At 54.2% G+C, this 18,408-nt stretch carries 15 protein-coding genes; 7 read left to right on the forward strand and 8 right to left on the reverse strand.

What is annotated here, in order from left to right; all coding sequences use genetic code 11:
* Positions 1-505 precede the first annotated feature (505 nt).
* Complete coding sequence (gene rhtA, locus ACZRJQ_RS11640; protein WP_463978506.1) at positions 506-1,393, forward strand: threonine/homoserine exporter RhtA; 888 nt, start codon at positions 506-508, stop codon at positions 1,391-1,393.
* A 167-nt stretch (positions 1,394-1,560) separates the two neighbouring features.
* Positions 1,561-1,842 (forward strand): hypothetical protein, encoded by a 282-nt coding sequence (locus ACZRJQ_RS11645; RefSeq protein WP_463978507.1) that lies wholly within the window; start codon positions 1,561-1,563, stop codon positions 1,840-1,842.
* Between the two features lie 62 nt (positions 1,843-1,904).
* On the opposite strand, the gene ACZRJQ_RS11650 is transcribed toward ACZRJQ_RS11645, so the two are convergent.
* Together ACZRJQ_RS11650 and ACZRJQ_RS11655 are read right to left on the reverse strand one after the other, a co-directional pair.
* Entirely contained in the window at positions 1,905-3,719 is a 1,815-nt protein-coding gene (locus tag ACZRJQ_RS11650; protein WP_463978508.1) for an aminopeptidase P family protein, read from the reverse strand.
* Positions 3,720-3,775: 56 nt separating this feature from the next.
* Positions 3,776-4,945 carry a cysteine desulfurase family protein gene (locus ACZRJQ_RS11655; protein ID WP_463978509.1) on the reverse strand — a complete coding sequence of 390 codons (1,170 nt, stop codon included), beginning with the start codon at positions 4,943-4,945 and terminating at the stop codon, positions 3,776-3,778.
* Between the two features lie 315 nt (positions 4,946-5,260).
* Here ACZRJQ_RS11655 and ACZRJQ_RS11660 point away from each other — a divergent pair, with 315 nt between their 5' ends.
* Positions 5,261-6,346 carry a sigma-54 interaction domain-containing protein gene (locus ACZRJQ_RS11660; protein ID WP_463978510.1) on the forward strand — a complete coding sequence of 362 codons (1,086 nt, stop codon included), beginning with the start codon at positions 5,261-5,263 and terminating at the stop codon, positions 6,344-6,346.
* A gap of 43 nt (positions 6,347-6,389) precedes the next feature.
* Here ACZRJQ_RS11660 and sfnG read toward each other — a convergent pair whose 3' ends face one another.
* On the reverse strand, positions 6,390-7,484 hold the full coding sequence (sfnG, locus tag ACZRJQ_RS11665) for a dimethylsulfone monooxygenase SfnG (protein ID WP_463978714.1): 1,095 nt from the start codon (positions 7,482-7,484) through the stop codon (positions 6,390-6,392).
* 247 nt (positions 7,485-7,731) lie between these two features.
* On the opposite strand from sfnG, the gene ACZRJQ_RS11670 reads away from it, so the two are divergent.
* Positions 7,732-8,511: a TSUP family transporter gene (locus ACZRJQ_RS11670; RefSeq protein ID WP_463978511.1), complete on the forward strand. Its 780-nt coding sequence runs from the start codon at positions 7,732-7,734 to the stop codon at positions 8,509-8,511.
* Here the strand turns inward: ACZRJQ_RS11670 and nudC are convergent.
* From nudC to gnd, 5 genes are all read right to left on the reverse strand, one after another.
* Complete coding sequence (nudC, locus tag ACZRJQ_RS11675; protein ID WP_463978512.1) at positions 8,479-9,309, reverse strand: NAD(+) diphosphatase; 831 nt, start codon at positions 9,307-9,309, stop codon at positions 8,479-8,481. The two genes, ACZRJQ_RS11670 and nudC, sit on opposite strands and share 33 nt — an antisense overlap.
* A 43-nt stretch (positions 9,310-9,352) precedes the next feature.
* Entirely contained in the window at positions 9,353-10,165 is an 813-nt protein-coding gene (locus ACZRJQ_RS11680; protein ID WP_463978513.1) for a crotonase/enoyl-CoA hydratase family protein, read from the reverse strand.
* A gap of 123 nt (positions 10,166-10,288) precedes the next feature.
* Positions 10,289-11,107, reverse strand: a complete 819-nt coding sequence (locus ACZRJQ_RS11685; RefSeq protein WP_463978514.1) for a Cof-type HAD-IIB family hydrolase — start codon at positions 11,105-11,107, stop codon at positions 10,289-10,291.
* The gene (zwf, locus tag ACZRJQ_RS11690; RefSeq protein ID WP_463978515.1) at positions 11,104-12,627 is read right to left on the reverse strand and encodes a glucose-6-phosphate dehydrogenase; all 1,524 of its coding nucleotides are present in this window, start codon (positions 12,625-12,627) and stop codon (positions 11,104-11,106) included. The genes ACZRJQ_RS11685 and zwf overlap by 4 nt, the downstream gene beginning before the upstream one ends.
* Positions 12,624-13,604, reverse strand: a complete 981-nt coding sequence (gene gnd / locus ACZRJQ_RS11695; RefSeq protein ID WP_463978516.1) for a phosphogluconate dehydrogenase (NAD(+)-dependent, decarboxylating) — start codon at positions 13,602-13,604, stop codon at positions 12,624-12,626. Before gnd ends, zwf begins: the two co-directional genes overlap by 4 nt.
* Positions 13,605-13,893: 289 nt before the next feature.
* On the opposite strand from gnd, the gene ACZRJQ_RS11700 reads away from it, so the two are divergent.
* The 3 genes from ACZRJQ_RS11700 to ACZRJQ_RS11710 all read left to right on the forward strand — a co-directional run bounded on the left by ACZRJQ_RS11700 (position 13,894) and on the right by ACZRJQ_RS11710 (position 18,389).
* Entirely contained in the window at positions 13,894-14,058 is a 165-nt protein-coding gene (locus ACZRJQ_RS11700; RefSeq protein ID WP_463978517.1) for a DUF6026 family protein, read from the forward strand.
* A gap of 187 nt (positions 14,059-14,245) precedes the next feature.
* Positions 14,246-15,988 carry a phosphoethanolamine transferase CptA gene (locus tag ACZRJQ_RS11705; protein WP_463978518.1) on the forward strand — a complete coding sequence of 581 codons (1,743 nt, stop codon included), beginning with the start codon at positions 14,246-14,248 and terminating at the stop codon, positions 15,986-15,988.
* 154 nt (positions 15,989-16,142) lie between these two features.
* Positions 16,143-18,389, forward strand: a complete 2,247-nt coding sequence (locus ACZRJQ_RS11710; protein ID WP_463978519.1) for a TonB-dependent siderophore receptor — start codon at positions 16,143-16,145, stop codon at positions 18,387-18,389.
* Positions 18,390-18,408 lie beyond the last annotated feature (19 nt).

Raw genomic sequence — 18,408 nt, forward strand, 5'->3', positions numbered from 1 at the left:
GTCTGACTCCACAAGCACCCACACGAATTGCTTGATTCAGTTGTTAAAGAGCGGTTGGTTAAGCTTTCGCTCAACCGAGGCGCGCATTCTACAGCAGCCTCTGTTGCTGTCAAGCGGTTATTTTGGAAGCTTTCAAAGTTTCGCTTGGAAATCTTTAACAACTTCAACCACTTGCGCTTTCGATCTCTCGTTAGCGGGAGGCGAATTCTACAGCGTTACACGCTGCTGTCAACACCTCATTTCCTGCTTCGATGACCTGAAGCTGATACTGCCGAAAACCGTACAACTCATTGATACTCAAGGAGTTTTCCGTTTCGACTGCGCCGGAAGTGGGGCGAATTATAGGCCGTTAGAATTTTGAGTCAAGGGTTAATTAAAACTATTATGTGCAGCGCCTCTATATAGATAGAAACAACAGCATGCGCACTATATTGCACATCCTTCATGACTTAAGCATGATGCTGAACCTCCCGACACATCTATTATCGCCAAGGCATATCACGTAATGACCAAGCTCCCCCACAGCCTCGCTTCAACGCTATTGCCCGTAGGCTTGCTGCTTATTGCCATGGCATCAATACAATCAGGCGCATCGTTGGCGAAAAGCATGTTTCCCATTGTCGGGGCCCAAGGGACAACCACCCTACGCTTGATCTTTGCCAGCATTATCATGCTGCTGATATTGCGCCCCTGGAGAGCAAAGCTAAACGCCAAATCCCTAAAAACCGTGATCGTGTACGGCATGGCCTTAGGCGGCATGAACTTCCTCTTCTATATGTCGCTGCGCAGCGTTCCGCTAGGCATTGCCGTAGCCCTTGAGTTCACCGGCCCTTTGGCAGTCGCCATTTACGCCTCACGTCGAGCCATCGACTTTGTCTGGATCGCGCTGGCCATCACAGGCCTATTGCTACTTATTCCAACAGGCGAGAACACCCACACTATCGATCTGGTTGGCGCATCTTATGCGCTAGGGGCTGGGGTGTGCTGGGCACTCTATATTTTGTTCGGACAAAAAGCCGGAGCCGACAATGGCGTTCAGACGGCTGCCTTGGGCGTCATTATTGCTGCGCTGTTTATCGCTCCCATCGGAGTTGCCCACGCAGGCACAGCTTTATTGACCCCAAGCTTGATTCCTATTGCCATCGGCGTCGCTATCTTATCGACCGCCCTCCCCTACACCCTGGAAATGATCGCTCTGACGCGCATGCCGGCTCGAACATTTGGCACGCTGATGAGCATTGAGCCAGCCTTTGGCGCACTCTCCGGCCTATTGTTCCTGAACGAAGTGCTGTCTTTTGCTCAATGGATGGCTATTAGCTGCATCATCATGGCCTCTGTGGGTGCAACCCTGACCATGCGCGGCCGCTCCCTACCTGTCATGGCAGCTGATTAGTCACAAAATGGTTATCGCTCTGGTAATTGACTCTCATTTAGGCCATGTTTATGCGCTGATAGAGTCTGTCACGGAGCTTAAAGACGAGAACTAGCACAGGGACGCACGTGCAAACAGAGACCCAAATCTACATCCCGTAAATCCGACGCAAACGCTTAAGGACAGGAATGAAACGTTTTTTGATAGCTTTAGCCGTACTCGCTGTCAGCGGCTGCGCTGCAACCTCTGAGACTTCCGTAAAGCACGGAAAAAGAGGCTTGCACATCAATTGCTCAGGACTGTCTTCATCGTGGAACAAGTGTTACGCCGAAGCGGAGAAATCGTGCGGCGAGAAAGGCTACCGCCTGATTGCCAAATCAGGCGACTCTGAGGAGGAACCTGGCGATTACCCTTTTGGGCTAAACCCAGCCGGCTATACCAGCCGCAGCATGATAGTTATCTGCAAATAGCCCTCAGCTCGACTTCAATCACGCAAGCGACCAGTTCGCCTGCGTGACATCAAAAACGATGCTTACTTGGCTAATGCAGTCGTTCGTACTCGCAACCACTCAAGCGCAGGCCCTTCAAGCAATGGGCTCAAGCGCTCTCGTACTTCAGCGTGATACGCATCAAACCACTCCAGCTCCTCACGAGACAGCATTGATGGCTCAATGCAACGAGTGTCGATAGGGCACAACGTCAGCGTTTCAAACTTAAGAAACGCCCCAAACTCCGAAGTCCCCGCCTCTCGATTCAATACCAGATTCTCGATTCTCACTCCCCAACGACCTGGCCGGTACGTCCCAGGCTCGATCGAAGTAATCATGCCTGACTGCATAGCTGTATGTGGCGCAGGAGCAGCCTGATAAGCAATCACTTGCGGCCCCTCATGCACATTCAAAAAGTAACCAACTCCATGACCTGTTCCATGCCCGTAATCGACGCTGTCCGCCCAAATCGGCGCACGCGCAATGGCGTCCAGCAAGGGTGACAAAATCCCCCTCGGAAACTGCGCACGAGACAACGCGATCACGCCTTTAAGCACGCGGGTGCAGTCACGCTTTTGCTCAACACTCGGCGTCCCGACCGGCACCATGCGCGTGATATCAGTCGTCCCGCCCAAGTACTGCCCGCCAGAATCGATCAGCAGCAAGCCATCACCCTCGATTACCGCGTGCTCTTGCTCGGTCGCGTGATAGTGAGGCATTGCACCATTGGCGTTGAAAGCCGCAATCGTATTGAAGCTCAACGAAACAAAACCCGGTCTGCGCGCTCGCGCCCCAGTCAATTGCTCATCAATCGTCAACTCAGTCACACGCTCATGCCCCAGAGCGGTTTCCAGCCAAGCGAAAAACTCACAAAGCGCTGCTCCGTCTTGCTCCATGGCCTGACGAATATGAAAGGCGTCATCAAGACTTTTTTGCGACTTGGCGAAGGTTGTTGGATTCACACCTTCAACCAGCTGCACATTGGGCTGCAAATGATTAAGCAATCCACAGGTGACACGCGCAGGGTCCACCAGCAAACGGGATGAGGCAGGCAATGCCGCCAGTGCCGCTCCAATCTCGGTGTAGTCACGCAGCTCTACCCCATCGCGCTCAAGCGTTTCTCGCAGGGCTGCACTGACTTTGTTCAAATCCACAAACACACTGGCCTGCGTAGGGGAAATCAATGCAAAGGACACAAACACCGGATTAAACGACACATCCGAGCCCCTGAGATTAAACAACCATGCAATGTCATCAAGGGTCGCAATAAAGTGAGCATCGGCATTGCGCTGCTTAATGATTTCTCGGAGTTGCGCCAACTTTTCAATTCGACTCACCGTTGCCTCAGGTGGCAAATGCTCATAAAGAGGTTGAACTGGCAGCGCGGGACGGTCTTGCCACACCTCGTTCAGCACATCTATATCGGTACGTAAAACGCAGCCACGCTCCTGAAGTCTGGTTTCCAGTGTTCGCGCAGAAGCCAGAGCCAGCACCGCGCCATCAACCGCAACCGTTGCACCTTCAGGTGTCTGCTCAGCCAGCCAATCCAGCGGGCCTGACTGGCCCGGCATTAATTTGACCAGCTCAATCGTGCTACCGCTTAGCTCTTTAGTTGCCTGCTCCCAATAACGACTGTCTGCCCACACCCCGGCAAAGGTTGGGGTCACAATCAATGTGCCAACAGACCCGTGAAAACCGGACAGCCATTGCCTGCCCTGCCAATAGGCCGGCAAGTACTCAGAAAGATGAGGATCGGCCGAGGGCACCAACAAGGCATGAATGCCGTGACGGCTCATCAACTCGCGGGTACGTGCTAAACGCTGAACAACCGATTCCTGATTCAACGACTGAGTGCTCATCGTGCCTCCTGTAAGCCACTAATAATTGTTATGCGAAGCCGATGATGGATTAGCTGTCAGGCTTGAGCAACTGCCCAGAAAGGCGCAGGTACAGATAAGGCGTCCTTGATTGCTTGTGCGGCGATATCAACATCCTGCGCACTCGTAAAACGCCCAAAACTCAACCGAATCGTACGGCTCGCTGTTTGAGCATCATGCCCCAACGCCACCAGCACATGGGAAGGCGCCTTACTGGCTGAGTTGCAAGCAGATGTTGCCGAATACGCCAAAACAGCGTCCAAGGCAGCGCTGTTGAAGTGTCCCTCACCGAACGTCAGGCTCAATGTATGAGGAATGCGTTGTTTAAGGCTGCCATTACACTGCAGCCCCGGCACTGCCGCCAACTGCTCAAGCAAACGCTGACGCAGGCCCGAAACCGTCCTTAACTCCTCATCGAATGAATCATTGGCCAATGCAAAGGCTGCGCCCATACCGGCAATCTGATGTGTCGCCAGCGTGCCTGAACGCAAACCAGACTCATGCCCGCCGCCGTGTATCTGAGTCTGCAAGCGATCATGTGCTCGCGCGCCCACATAAAGCGCCCCAATGCCTTTTGGACCATAGACTTTATGCCCCGAAAACGACATTAAATCGACGGCCCATTCACTCACATCAATTGCAATCTTGCCTGCGCCTTGGGCGGCATCGACATGAAACAGTGCCCCATGCTCGCGCACTCGCTCGCCAATACCGGAAATGTCATTCACCGTCCCCAGCTCATTGTTAACCAACATCAGCGACACCAAGAGCGTGTCTTCGCGTAGCGCCCGGCTCACTTGGTCTGCGCTGACAAGGCCTTGCGCATCAGGAGCCAGGTACGTCACTTCAAAACCCGACTGCTCTAAAAAACGGGCAGTGTCCAACACCGCCTTGTGCTCGATCTGGCTGGTGATGATGTGCCCACGCGACTGACCGCACGCTTGCGCAACCCCTTTAAGCGCAAGGTTATTGGACTCAGTAGCACCCGAGGTCCAGATAATCTGTTCTGGTTTTGCATTAATCAGTTGCGCAACCTGCCCACGGGCCAGCTCCACAGCCAATCTGGCTTGCTGGCCGTAGACATGAGAACCCGAAGCCGGATTGCCGAAGTTACCTTCAAAGCCCAGACAATCGACCATCACCTGAATAACACGAGCGTCCACAGGCGTGGTGGCGGCGTAATCGAAATAAAGAGGTCGCTTGTTCATAGTACAAATCCATTGAGCGCATTCTGAAACCAGGCAGTGCTTGATCGCAGAAGGTGAAGCCACATTAACGCGGCCATTAAAAACGCGGTTAAGAAGGTAAAGGCAATAAAAACCGCAGGAGCACTCTCGGACTCAAGCCACCAACAAACCATAGCCCTATGAAGCGCCAAAAAGAGCCTTACGCGCAAGTCCGATATGCCATAAGGATATATAAATATGGAATTAGGTTGTTTTACGGAATATTAAATCCCGTTTATAAAGCACTCTACGGCTTTCCTTTGTGTGCAGAGCCTCCTACGTTAAAAGGAGCTGTTGATGCAGCTTTTGACATTACCAGCTACCCCAACACTCGCCACCTCCATCAGGGCCACGGCCCAAGTGTTTGAAGACCCTGTGTCCAGAGCCTTGCTCGCGCACCTGCAACAAATAGCCCCCAGCAACGCAAGCGTGTTGATCATGGGTGAAACGGGCACCGGTAAAGAACTGGTTGCTCGGCATGTTCACCAACTCAGCCACCGCCATCACCAACCATTTGTGGCCGTCAATTGCGGAGCGTTTTCTGAATCTCTGGTCGAAGCCGAACTATTTGGCCACGAGAAAGGCGCATTCACCGGTGCGTTAAGCGCTAAAGCAGGATGGTTTGAAGAGGCCAACGGCGGCACATTATTTTTGGATGAGATCGGCGACTTGCCACTGCCCATTCAGGTGAAGCTGTTGCGCGTGCTGCAAGAGCAAGAAATCGTAAGACTGGGCTCGCGCAAAAGCACCCCTATTAATGTTCGAGTGCTGGCCGCTACCAACGTCAATCTTGAACAGGCCATTGATGCCGGGCACTTTCGGGAAGACCTCTACTACCGGCTCAATGTTGTCAGTCTGGTTTTGCGCCCCTTACGGGAGCGGCCGGGGGACATTCTGCCGCTGGCCCGACATTTCCTTCATACGTACCGACAACGACTGCAACACGGGCCCACTGCACTCAGCGAATGCGCCGAAGAAGCACTCAGGCATCACCCGTGGCAAGGCAATATTCGCGAGCTGGAAAACGTCGTGCATCACAGCCTGCTGCTGTGCCGCAATCAAACCCTTACGGTTCAAGACCTGCGCCTGCCCCCCTCACGCAGCGTCCGCCGCCTTGAACTTGCAAGCCACCCGCAACCCTCAGTGACCGCTCAAGACTTACTGCAAAGCGCGTTTCGAACACTGTTTGAACAAGAACCGGGAGCTCTGCATGAAACAGTCGAGGACACTCTGCTACGCGCTGCCTATGAGTTCTGCCATCACAACCAAGTGCACACCGCAAAATTGCTGGGCTTAAGCCGTAATGTCACGCGCACTCGGCTGATTAAACTGGGGGCTTTGTCTGTAAAAACTCGCCCTACCTCCTTGCACCAGTCCCTGTAATCCTCTCAGCAGCAGCCTTTGAAAGCTGCTGCTCAACACAGACTCAAGCGGCGGCAAACCCTACCTGCTTGCGCGCTTCCAACTCACGAACCAAAGGCAGAACCCGCTGCCCGAAATACTCAACCTCTTCCTGAAAGTGCAGAAAACCCGCCAACACCAAATCCACACCCAATGCCTTAAGCGCCACGATTCGTTCGGCAATTTGTTGCGGCGTACCAATCAAGTTTGTTTTGAAACCATCGTTGTATTGCACCAGGTCCTCGAAGGTTGATTTAGCCCAGTTCCCCTCGCCCTCGATTGACGATTTACCCGCTTGCTTGGCGGCATCACCAAAAGCGTTCACAGCATCTACATCTGCGTTATCGATGATGTCCTGCAACACCGCCAGTGCTTGCTCTTCAGTGTCACGCGCGATAACAAAAGCATTAACCCCAATTTTTACTGAGTGCTGATTAGCCGCTGCCTTTGCGCGGATGTCATCAATCTGGGCTTTGATTCCTTCCGGGGTATTGCCATTCGTGAAGTACCAGTCCGACACGCGGGCCGCCATATCGCGCGCAGCACGTGAGCTACCACCCTGAAAAATCTCAGGGTGCGGCAAACCCAATGGCTTGGGCTTGAGGTTGTAGTTATTAATCCGGTAGAAATCGCCCTTGAACGTAAAGTTATCTTGCGTCCAAATGCCTTTGAGCACCCGAATGAACTCTTCGGAACGGCGATAGCGCTCATCGTGCTCCAACCAGTGCTCACCGATGGCATTAAACTCGCCCCGGAACCAGCCGCTGACGATATTGACCGCAATCCGCCCTTCAGTCAGTTGATCAATCGTCGCCAGTTGCTTGGCAGCCAACGCGGGCCTCCAAGGCCCGGGCAAGATGGCCGCAATTACTTTCAAGCGCGTGGTCGCGGCCAGCAATGCGTGGCTGAACGCCACAGACTCGTGTTGAAACTCAGCACCATAGCCAGCGGTAAAACGGATCTGGGTCAACGCATAGTCAAAGCCTGCCGCTTCGGCCAACTGCGCGAGCTTGCGGTTGTAGTCAATGCTCCAACTGGTGCGCTGTTCAAGCTTGCTGACGACTAGGCCGCCACTGACATTAGGTACCCAGTAGGCAAATTTGATGGCGTGCTGGCTCATAGCAATGTTCTCGATATTAGGCATGTGCTAACCACAGAGCAGCATCTGTGCCAGCAAGCCCAACAGCGCCATTACTGGCTAAAAGCAGCCGTTAACTGCCATGTATCAGGTTTTTTTGTTGATCCAGTGTTGGTTGGACAACACTTTTGCCCCGCAAAAGGTCTGTCGCCGCTGCTCACCGTTATGGGTAAGATGACGCCCTTCCCGCGCGTCAGCGCAGTACGTCCCGCCGAATTAAGTCGATCCCATGCCTTTTGAACTCAGCGTAGATTTGACCACCCTCGCCATTCTCGCCGCCGTCGCCTTTGTTGCCGGTTTTATCGACGCCATTGCCGGTGGCGGAGGTTTGCTCACCACCCCAGCCTTGCTCACCGCAGGCTTGCCACCGCATCTGGTATTGGGTACCAACAAACTCAGCTCCACCTTCGGCGCAGCAACTGCCAGCCTCACCTTTTACCGGCGCAAGCTGTTTCATCCCCGAGAGTGGAAGCTGGCGATCTTCGGCACACTGGCCGGGGCACTGATCGGCGCCATCGTCGCCCACTACATGCCGGCCGAGTGGCTAAACAAAATGCTCCCGGTGATCGTCTTTGCCTGCGGCCTTTACCTGCTGTTTGGAGGCACACCCAAAACCCCAATTGATAACGATGCGCCTATCAAAAAGAAGTGGCAGTTACCTCAAGGGTTCAGCTTGGGCTTTTATGACGGCGTGGCAGGCCCCGGAACAGGCGCATTCTGGACCGTCAGCAGCATGCTGCTCTACCCCATCGATCTGGTGAAAGCCAGCGGCGTGGCGCGCAGCATGAATTTCGTCAGCAACATTGCGGCACTGTCCGTGTTTATTTTTTCCGGACACGTGGACTGGATCATTGGCCTGACGATGGGCTTTGCGGTGATGGTTGGCGCATTTTTTGGTGCCCGCAGCGCCATCAGTGGCGGGGCCAAGTTTATTCGCCCCGTGTTTATCACTGTGGTGCTGGGCCTTACCGTGCGCCTAGCTTGGCAGCACTGGTTCGGCATGGCCTAAACGCCGCGCTACGTACAAATCGATGAGGTAACGCGCAATCGAGCGCGACGCTGGCAACGGTGGCAATTGATGCACATTGAACCACTGCGCATCTTCGATCTCATCGGCTTGGGGCACGATATCGCCCCCTGCATATTGCGCATGAAAGCCCAACATCATCGAGTGTGGGAATGGCCAGCACTGGCTGCCCACATACTCAATATTTTTGACCTCCAGTTGCACCTCTTCACGCACCTCACGAATCAGGCAGTCTTCGGCAGACTCTCCAGGCTCAGCAAAACCGGCCAGCGTGCTGTAAACCCCCGCAACAAAGCGTGGCGAACGTGCCAGCAAGACTTCATCACCGCGTGTAATCAGCACAATCATGCTGGGCGAAATACGCGGATAACTGCGCAAATCGCAGACCGCACAGTGCATCGCTCGCTCTCTTGGCACTTGAGTCATCCCGCGCCCGCAACTGCCACAAAAGCGATGCTCACGCGCCCACGTGCCAATTTGCGCCGCATAACCGAGCACTTTGTACAGCGTGTGATCGCCTTGCAGCATAAATGCTCGCAGCCCTTGCCAATGGCAGCCCTCAACCTCTCTACCTTGATCCAGTTCCAGCACATACACTGGCTCCCCATCAAAGTGACCAATGCCGTGCTCTGCCAACACTGACAGGCCCTGACGCTTAAGCCACTCACGGGAAAACAACGGACCACTGTTGGCGACCAAAAAACCATCTGGGCTACGCGCCACAGCCAAACCGCCGGGAAAATCGGTGTCCAGTACTGCCGTGGTCCAACGCGAAGTCATTACATGATCCTTGGTCAGGTTAAAGGGCGACACGTCAGGTGTGTCAATCCTGAAATTCAGGCTTTTGTTTGGTCATATGCGCTGTCATTGCCAAGCGCAGGTCACTGGATTGCAGCATGGCTGCGTTCCAGGTCGCCACGTATTCAAGACCATCGTCAACGCGGTGATCGCGCATGTAACCGATCATCTGCTTGGTGCCACCAATAGCAATTGGTGATTTGCTGGCAATGTCTTGCGCTATCGCCATAACACCTTCCAGCAAAGTGGCGTGATCACTGTAAACCCGGTTGACCAGCCCAATTGAGCGCGCTTCGTCAGCACCCACCATGCGCCCGGTATAAGCCAGCTCACGCAGCATGCCGTCACCGATAATGCGTGGCAAACGCTGCAATGTGCCAACATCGGCAGCCATGCCCATGTCAATTTCCTTGATCGCAAACTGCGCATCCTCAGCGGCATAACGCATATCACAGGCTGCGATCAGGTCAATCGCCCCCCCTAGGCAATAACCCTGAATGGCAGCCAATACGGGCTTGCGACAACGATCCACTGCATTGAAAGAAGCCTGCATTTGCAGAATTTTACGCCGCAGCAAGCGAGCATTACGGCCTACATCCTTACCCATTTCGTTGGCAACGGACGCCAGCAACATCAAGTCGATGCCTGCCGAAAAATGCTTACCTGCACCACTGAGGACTACGGCACGTACCGCATCGGTTTCATCAATCCACTGAAAAATATCAACGATCTCAGTCCAAAACGCCGCATTCATTGCATTGACCTTCTCAGGTCGATTGATCTTTACATGGGCAATATTCGCGTTTAACTCAACCTGAAAAGCCTGATATTCGGACATAACCTGAATCCTTTTTTGGGCGCTGTCGCCGTCAATTAGCGGCGGACTATAACAAGCCGAACCCGCGCCAAACAGACCGTGATTACGCCAAACTTCGGACAAAATGACGTTAAGAAACTTCCTTCAGCCCGGGAGGATAAAACGCTCAACCGCCTGTGCAAAACCATCTTCACGATTACTGCCTGTGACCTGCATCGCCTGCTCGCGCACCTGAGGTTCTGCCTGCCCCATCGCTATGGACAACCCTGCGCACTTGAACATCGCAGGGTCATTGCCGCCATCGCCAATGGCAGCCGTGCGCTCCAAAGGCACATCTAAAAGGTCTGCCAAGGTAATCAAGGCATCGCCCTTGTTGGCTTTCAACGCCGTTATATCCAAGTAAAACGCCTGGGAGCGACTGGCCAGCGCCCGGCCATCCAACTCATTCTGCAACTGGCGCTCAAGCTCAACCAACAATGGCGCATCCCGGCTGGCCGCCACGATCTTGTCTACTCGCTGTAAATAAGGTTCAAAACTGTCGACGACCTGTGGCGCATAACCCAAAGCGTTTTGCTCTTGAGCGACCATCGGGCCCTTAACATCACGCAACAACCATTGATCATCGGCAAACACCCAGATTTCAACATCGTGCTTACTCAAGACAGTGAGCGTTGCCTGAACCGCCTCAAACGGCACCGGGTGTGATTGCAAATAACTGCCGTCCGCGTTCACCAACACCCCGCCATTAAAAGCAGCAGTCGGCAACTCAATGCCTAACTGTTTGATCTGCTCACGCATGGCTCTGGGTGGCCGGCCAGTGGCCAAAGTGAAATACACACCTGCCGCTTGCAATGCTTTAACGGCCGCGAATGTACGCGGGCTAATACTGTGATCAGGCATCAGCAAGGTGCCGTCCATGTCACACAGCACCAATTGAACGGGATTCTGTTTGCCGTTATTCATCCGATGTTCAACCAAACGCGGCCATCACGGGCTAACAGTTCTTTGGCCGCGTCCGGTCCATCTTCTCCGGCTTTGTAGGAGTGGACGTCTGAATGTTCGCGCCACGCATCGAGAAAGGGCTGAACGCCGCGCCAGCCGTTTTCAATATTGTCAGCACGCTGGAACAAGGTTTGATCGCCTGTCAGGCAGTCATAAATCAAAGTTTCGTAGCCCGTTGAAGGCTGCATTTCAAAGAAATCCTTGTACGCAAAACCCAACTCAATATTGGCCATATTCAAACCCGGCCCCGGGCGCTTGGCTTGCAAGTCAAACCACATACCCTCATTGGGCTGGATCTGAATCCGCAGGTAGTTGGGCTGCAAGCGTTCGACGTCTGTATCGCGAAACTGCGCATACGGGGCTGGCTTAAAGCAGATGGCGATTTCTGTGTCTCGCGCACTCATGCGTTTGCCCGTACGCAGGTAAAACGGCACGCCCACCCAGCGCCAGTTATCGATCATCACCTTGAGTGCGACAAAGGTTTCAGTGGTGCTGTCGGGCGCCACATTGTTCTCTTCACGGTAACCGGCTACTGGCTTGCCACCCACCTCGCCCTCGGTGTATTGCCCACGCACCGAGTTCTTGCGCGCATCTTCCAGCGACCACGGGCGAATCGCGCCGATGACCTTGGCCTTTTCCCCTCGTACTGCATCCGCGCCAAACGCAGCGGGTGGTTCCATCGCCACCATCGCCAGCAGTTGGAACAGATGATTGGGCAGCATGTCGCGCAATGCCCCGGTGTGCTCGTAAAAACTACCACGCGTCTCAACCCCTACGGTTTCGGCCGCCGTGATCTGCACGTGGTCAATGTAATGGTTGTTCCAGAACGCCTCGAAAAGCCCGTTGGAAAAACGACTGACCAAAATGTTCTGGACGGTTTCTTTGCCCAGATAGTGATCAATTCGGTAGATCTGCTTCTCGCTCATGACGCTCAACAGGCAAGCATTCAACGCTTGTGCCGTCTCAACGTCAGAGCCAAAAGGTTTTTCAATGACTACCCGGCGAAAGGCCTCCGGGGTTTCTTTTAACAACCCGCCAGCGCCTAGCCGCTGCACCACTTCGCTAAAAAAGCGTGGGGCAGTGGCTAGGTAAAACACTGCATTGCCCGTACTGCTGGCAACGATTTTTTGTTCCAGTGCCGCGTAGGTACTGTCATCCAAAAAATCGCCCTGAACATAACTGATGTTCTTCGCCAGCCTGGCCCACAGCTCAGCATTCAAGCCTTGGCCATCAGGATGATCGACTTTGCTGGCAGCTTCGTTACGAATGAAGTCCTCCAGCTTTTTAGCAAAGCCTTCATCACTGATCGCATTGTGGTCTACGCCCACAATGCGCAGGCCATCATCCAGCAAACCGTCGCGACTCAAGTTGTAAAGCGCTGGCATTAGCAAGCGTTTTACCAAGTCACCGTGGGCCCCAAACAGAAACAACGTGGTAGGTGGCGCAGATTTAACGTCGGTTTTGCTGGATGGTTTCTTCATTTTTTAGGCGTCTCGACGTGGCCACCAAAACCAAAGCGCATGGCGGATAGCAGTTTGTCACCATACAAGCTTTGCTGACGCGAGCTGTAACGTGCAAACAGTGCGCTCGACAACACTGGCACAGGTACTGACTCTTCCATCGCGGCTTCGATAGTCCAACGCCCTTCACCACTGTCTGCCACAGCACCGGAATAACCATCCAGCGGTGCATCCGTGGCCAGCGCGTCGGCGGTCAGGTCCAGCAACCAAGAAGACACCACGCTACCGCGACGCCATACCTCAGCGATATCAGCCAGGTTCAGGTCAAAGCGCTGATCTTCTGGCAGGTTCTCGGATGCTTTCATCTTCATCACGTTGAAGCCTTCGGCATACGCTTGCATCAAGCCGTATTCAATGCCGTTGTGCACCATTTTGACAAAGTGCCCTGAGCCCGGCGGGCCTGCATGGATGTAACCACGCTCAGCACGGTCATCTTCAGACACGCGATCTTTAGTTCGAGGAATGTCACCCATGCCAGGAGCCAGCGTCGCGAACAGCGGATCAAGGTGTTTAACCACCGCCGTATCACCACCGATCATCATGCAGTAGCCGCGCTCCAGCCCCCATACACCACCTGAGGTACCCACATCGACGTAACGAATGCCTTTTTCTGCCAGCGCTTGGGCGCGGCGAATGTCGTCTTTATAGAAGGTGTTACCGCCATCAATGATGATGTCATCGGCATCAAGCAGCTCGCTCAACGTGTCGATGGTGTCTTCTGTTGGCGCACCGGCCGGCAACATCACCCACACCGCACGCGGCTTGGCCAGGCCTGCAACCAGTGCCGGCAAGTCGGCAACACCGCTGGCGCCTTCTTGTACAAGCGCATTAACGAAGTCGGTATTGCGGTCAAAAACCACTGTGGTATGCCCATTGAGCATCAGACGCCGCGCGATATTCCCGCCCATACGGCCCAATCCAATAATTCCCAACTGCATGTGTTGATGCTCCAAACGACAAAATAATAGGTTTACAACACTCTAGTGCAGCGATGCTTAAAGTGCCTCGCTCAGGGTTAGTCCCAGCGCATGGCGCATAGTTTCGCACATGCGGCAGCACAGATTCCCGTTTCAATACGCTCAGACGACGGACGAAGGCACGTAGACCACAAAAAATTTAAAAGTTCACTTCGCGAGCAAAAGAAATCAGAATCTACACCGACAGTGATCCACGGCTCTTGATGGGCCGTTCGGGTACTTGATTGAAGATGCCAAAGCGAGGTGAACCATGACCACAGTACTGTCCGCACGACCTGCGCAAACCCTCTATGTCACCATCCGCCGGGATGAACTGCGTCAACTCAAAGACGAACGCGAACAATTATTACAACAAGTCGAACAATTGCGACTGCAGGTACAGCACCAACAGCACGTGCTTGCGTTCAAAGGCTGAGTCATCGCGCCCACTACCCGCCCCCCACGGCGAATGCTCGTTCGCCGTCGTGTCTTGCCTGACAAAGTTTTCACATCCGTTTCGTAATAATCCTCGGCATTATGGCCGCGCAAATTGATTGCGGCATTGACATGCTGATCGGCTTTTGGCCGTCAGCCATCCGAGATGTAGTCAGCTGGAGCGCTGTATGGGGATGTTTAAACGCAGTAGTACGTCTGCGAAAGGTTTCGACTGGGCAGGTCTTGGTTGGTTGTTTCTGTTCTTTTGGTACTTTTCGGGCATCACCCAACTGCTGATTCAGCTCACAGGCACCTCAGGGTTTTCGGGTTTCCGCCAAGCCTTTGTGATGAGTGCCGTATGGCTTGCTCCAATGCTGATGTTCCCGGCCCGTACTCGGGTAATGGCGGCGGTTATCGGCGTCGTGCTGTGGGCGTGCTCTATGGCCAGCCTCGGTTACTTCTTCATCTACCAGCAAGAGTTCTCGCAAAGCGTCATCTTCATCATGTTCGAATCGAACATCTCTGAAGCGGGCGAGTACATGACTCAATACTTCGCCTGGTGGATGGTGTTGGCGTTCCTGGCCCATACCGCCTTTGCGGTGTTCCTCTGGACGCGTCTGCGCCCCGTCTACCTGCCCCGAGCCCAAGCCTGGGCGGTGTCGCTGGCATTGCTGGTGGCGGTGGTCGGCTACCCGCTGATCCGGCAAACCCTTAAAAACGACACCTTTGCCGGTGCGCTCGAAAGCTTCGAATCACGGGTTGAACCCGCAGTGCCGTGGCAAATGGTGGTGGCTTATCGCCGCTATCTACAACAGCTGGACAGCATGCAAGGCATGCTCGCCAGCGCCAGCAAAATTCCACCTCTGACCCACCTTAAAGACAACGAAGCTGACAAGCCCGCTACGCTGGTGCTGGTCATCGGCGAGTCGACTAACCGCCAGCGCATGAGCCTGTATGGCTACCCGCGCGAGACCACGCCCAATCTGGACAAACTGCGCGATCAACTGGCAATTTTCGACAACGTTGTCACCCCCCGTCCTTACACCATCGAAGCCCTGCAACAGGTGCTGACGTTTGCGGACGAAGAAAACCCTGACCTGTACCTCAGCACGCCGTCGTTGGTCAGCGTCATGAAGCAAGCCGGTTACAAAACCTTCTGGGTGACCAACCAGCAGACCATGACCAAACGAAACACCATGCTCACCACGTTCTCCGAACAGGCCGACGAGCAGGTTTACCTCAACAACAACCGCAACCAGAACGCCCGCCAATATGACGGCGACGTACTGGAGCCGTTTTCGAAAATTCTGGCCGACAAAGCCCCGCGCAAATTGATCGTCGTTCACTTGCTTGGTACGCACATGAGCTACCAATACCGTTACCCGCCGACCTTCGACAAGTTCACCGATCGTACGGGTGCGCCGGTGGGCCTGAGCGATGACCAAGTACCGACTTACAACAGCTATGACAATGCCGTGCTGTACAACGATTTTGTGGTATCGAGCCTGATCAAGGACTTCGCCAAGACCGATCCCAATGGCTTCTTGCTGTACCTGTCCGACCACGGCGAAGACGTGTTCGACTCCGCTGGGCATAACACCTTGGGCCGTAACGAAGCCAAGCCGACAGCACCGATGTACACGATTCCGTTTATGGTCTGGGCGTCTCCAAAATGGCGTGAAACCCATGCTTGGAATTTCACCAGCGACCTCAGCCGCCCTTACAGCAGCTCACAGTTCATCCATACATGGGCGGATCTGGCGGGCATAAGCGCCAGCGAGCTTGATGACAAAAAGAGCTTGGTCAGCAATCAATTTGTGGCTCGCCCGCAACTGATCGGCAACCCCTACTCACGCCCACAAAAAGCCTTGATTGACTTCAGCCTGATCAAGCCTAAACACCCTGCTGTGGGTGAAGTGGCCAAACAATAGCAACACGGGGGGCGCCATTGGCGCCCCACCGTTATCTTGCCCTGCCTGAAATACCAAGAAACAACACCCCACCTCGCCCGGCTCTAATTACCTGCCCCTTCGTTCGTTTGAAGTTCTAACCCACTTCATAACAACGACCAAGGAGCAGGCAACGATGTTCGTGCCAATGACACGTACCATGACGCTAACCCTGGGCCTGATAAGCAGTGCCGTCAGCCCAACATTACTGGCCAGCGTTGAGGCACAGGATGATGCCGAAAAAAACATTCGCCCGCTGGAACTGGGCAGCACCCGTGTTACTGCCCAAGGGCTCGGTGCTACTACCGAAAACACCGGTTCATACACCACAGGCTCAACCAGTACCGCCACCAAACTCAACCTGAGCCTTCGCGAAACCCCCCAGTCGATTTCTGTCGTCACCCGCCAAGAACTCGATGACTTCAACCTCAACACCCTGACCGAGGCCATGCGCCATACCACGGGCATCGTCGTGCAACATAACGACTCGGACCGAGTGAGTTATTCGTCCCGCGGTTACACCATCAGAAACTTCCAGATTGACGGGATGCTCAACACCTTCAGTTTTATGAAGTCTGACGCCGACACCATTATTTACGACCGCATTGAAGTGATACGAGGCGCCACCGGCTTGACTACCGGCGCGGGCGATCCTTCGGGCACCATCAACATGATCCGCAAACGTCCAACCCATGAACTGGCCGCCAAGGTTGGGGCCCGTGGCGGCAATTACGACGACTATTACAGCTTTGTCGATGTTGGCGGCCCACTGGCCTTCGATGGCCGTTTACGCGGACGAACAGTGCTGGCTTACCGCGACAGCAAATCGTTTCTCGATAACTACGCCATCAAGCGTGAAGTGGCCTACGGGATACTCGAAGCCGATCTGACCGACGACACCACTGTAGCGGTGGGGTATGACTATCAAGACAAACAAGTACAAGGCACCTCTTGGGGCACCCTGCCCTACTGGAACGGCACAGGTGATAAAGCCAAACTTGGGCGCTCAACCAACTGGGCCACGCCGTGGAGTTCATGGCCCATGAAAGACAACACCGCGTTCGCCACCCTCGACCAGCGATTGCTCAATGACTGGCACCTAAAAGCCGCCTACACCCATCGCACCAGCGATGCTGACGGCAAGGTGTATTACGCCGGTGGCGGCTTCCCGAATGCTGATGGCACCGGCATGCAGGCTAATAGCAAGCACTTCACTGGCGATGAAAACATGAGCGCCATCGACATTAATGTCTCAGGCACCTACCCCTTATTCGGCCAAGAGCACGACTTGATGGTGGGCTACGGCCAAGCCAAAAACGAAAACACATCGCCTTGGCTAATTGAGCGCAATCCGGCTGGCTACACCAACGTCCCAAATTGGCATGATCTTAGTGGCATTCCTAAATACCAAGACATCAACACCGGGCTGCAAGCCAGCCGCGACATAATCCAACAAAAAGCAGGCTACCTTGCCACTCGCTTTAACCTCACTGACACATGGCACGCCGTGCTGGGTACGCGTTATGGCAGTTGGGAAAGTACAAACAGCCGCAAAGAGTACGATGAGAAAACGTACCAACTCACCCAGCGCAAAAAAATCTCACAGCAACACAACGACATGCTCACCCCTTACGCCGGGCTTTTGTATGACGTTACTGAACACTTCACCGCTTATGTGAGTTACACCGACATCTTCAATCCGTCCGAAGAAAAGAATGCCTCAGGCTCTTACCTTGAGCCCGTGGTGGGTAGTAACTACGAAGCAGGCTTCAAAGGCAGTTTCCTGGACGAGCGCTTGAACCTGTCAAGTGCCGTGTTCTGGAGCAAACAAGACAACGTGCCTGTGGTGGATGACTCCGTCCCGCGCGGGCCAAATGGCGAAGAGGCTTACAAGTCTGCGGGCAAGGGCAACAAGGTCAACGGGTTTGAAATTGAACTGGCCGGCGAAGTCATGCACGACTGGAACATGATGGCCGGTTATACCTACACCCACTCACGAGACGGCGAAGGCAAGCGCATGAACTCCACCTCGCCGCTGAACATGGTCAAGCTTGCGAGCACTTACCGCCTGCCCGGACAATGGAGCGCCATGACAGTAGGGGCTGCGGCTAACTGGCAAAGCGAAATTTTCCGCGCAGCCTACCGCCCGACAGGTGCGAAAGACACGAACGGTGAGCCCGTTACATTGCGCGAGGACATCACTCAGAAGTCCTACACCTTGGTTGATTTGATGGCACGGTACGAGTTCGACAAACACATCTCGGCCAGTTTGAACGTGAAGAACGTGCTGGATCAGAAGTACTACGAAAACGTTGGTTTTTATAACGGTGTCTTCTGGGGTGATCCGCGCACCGTCAGTCTGGGTCTGGAGTGGACGTTGTAGGCTTGTGAGGTGAGTCATT

This window comes from Pseudomonas sp. E315 (genome assembly GCF_055406205.1).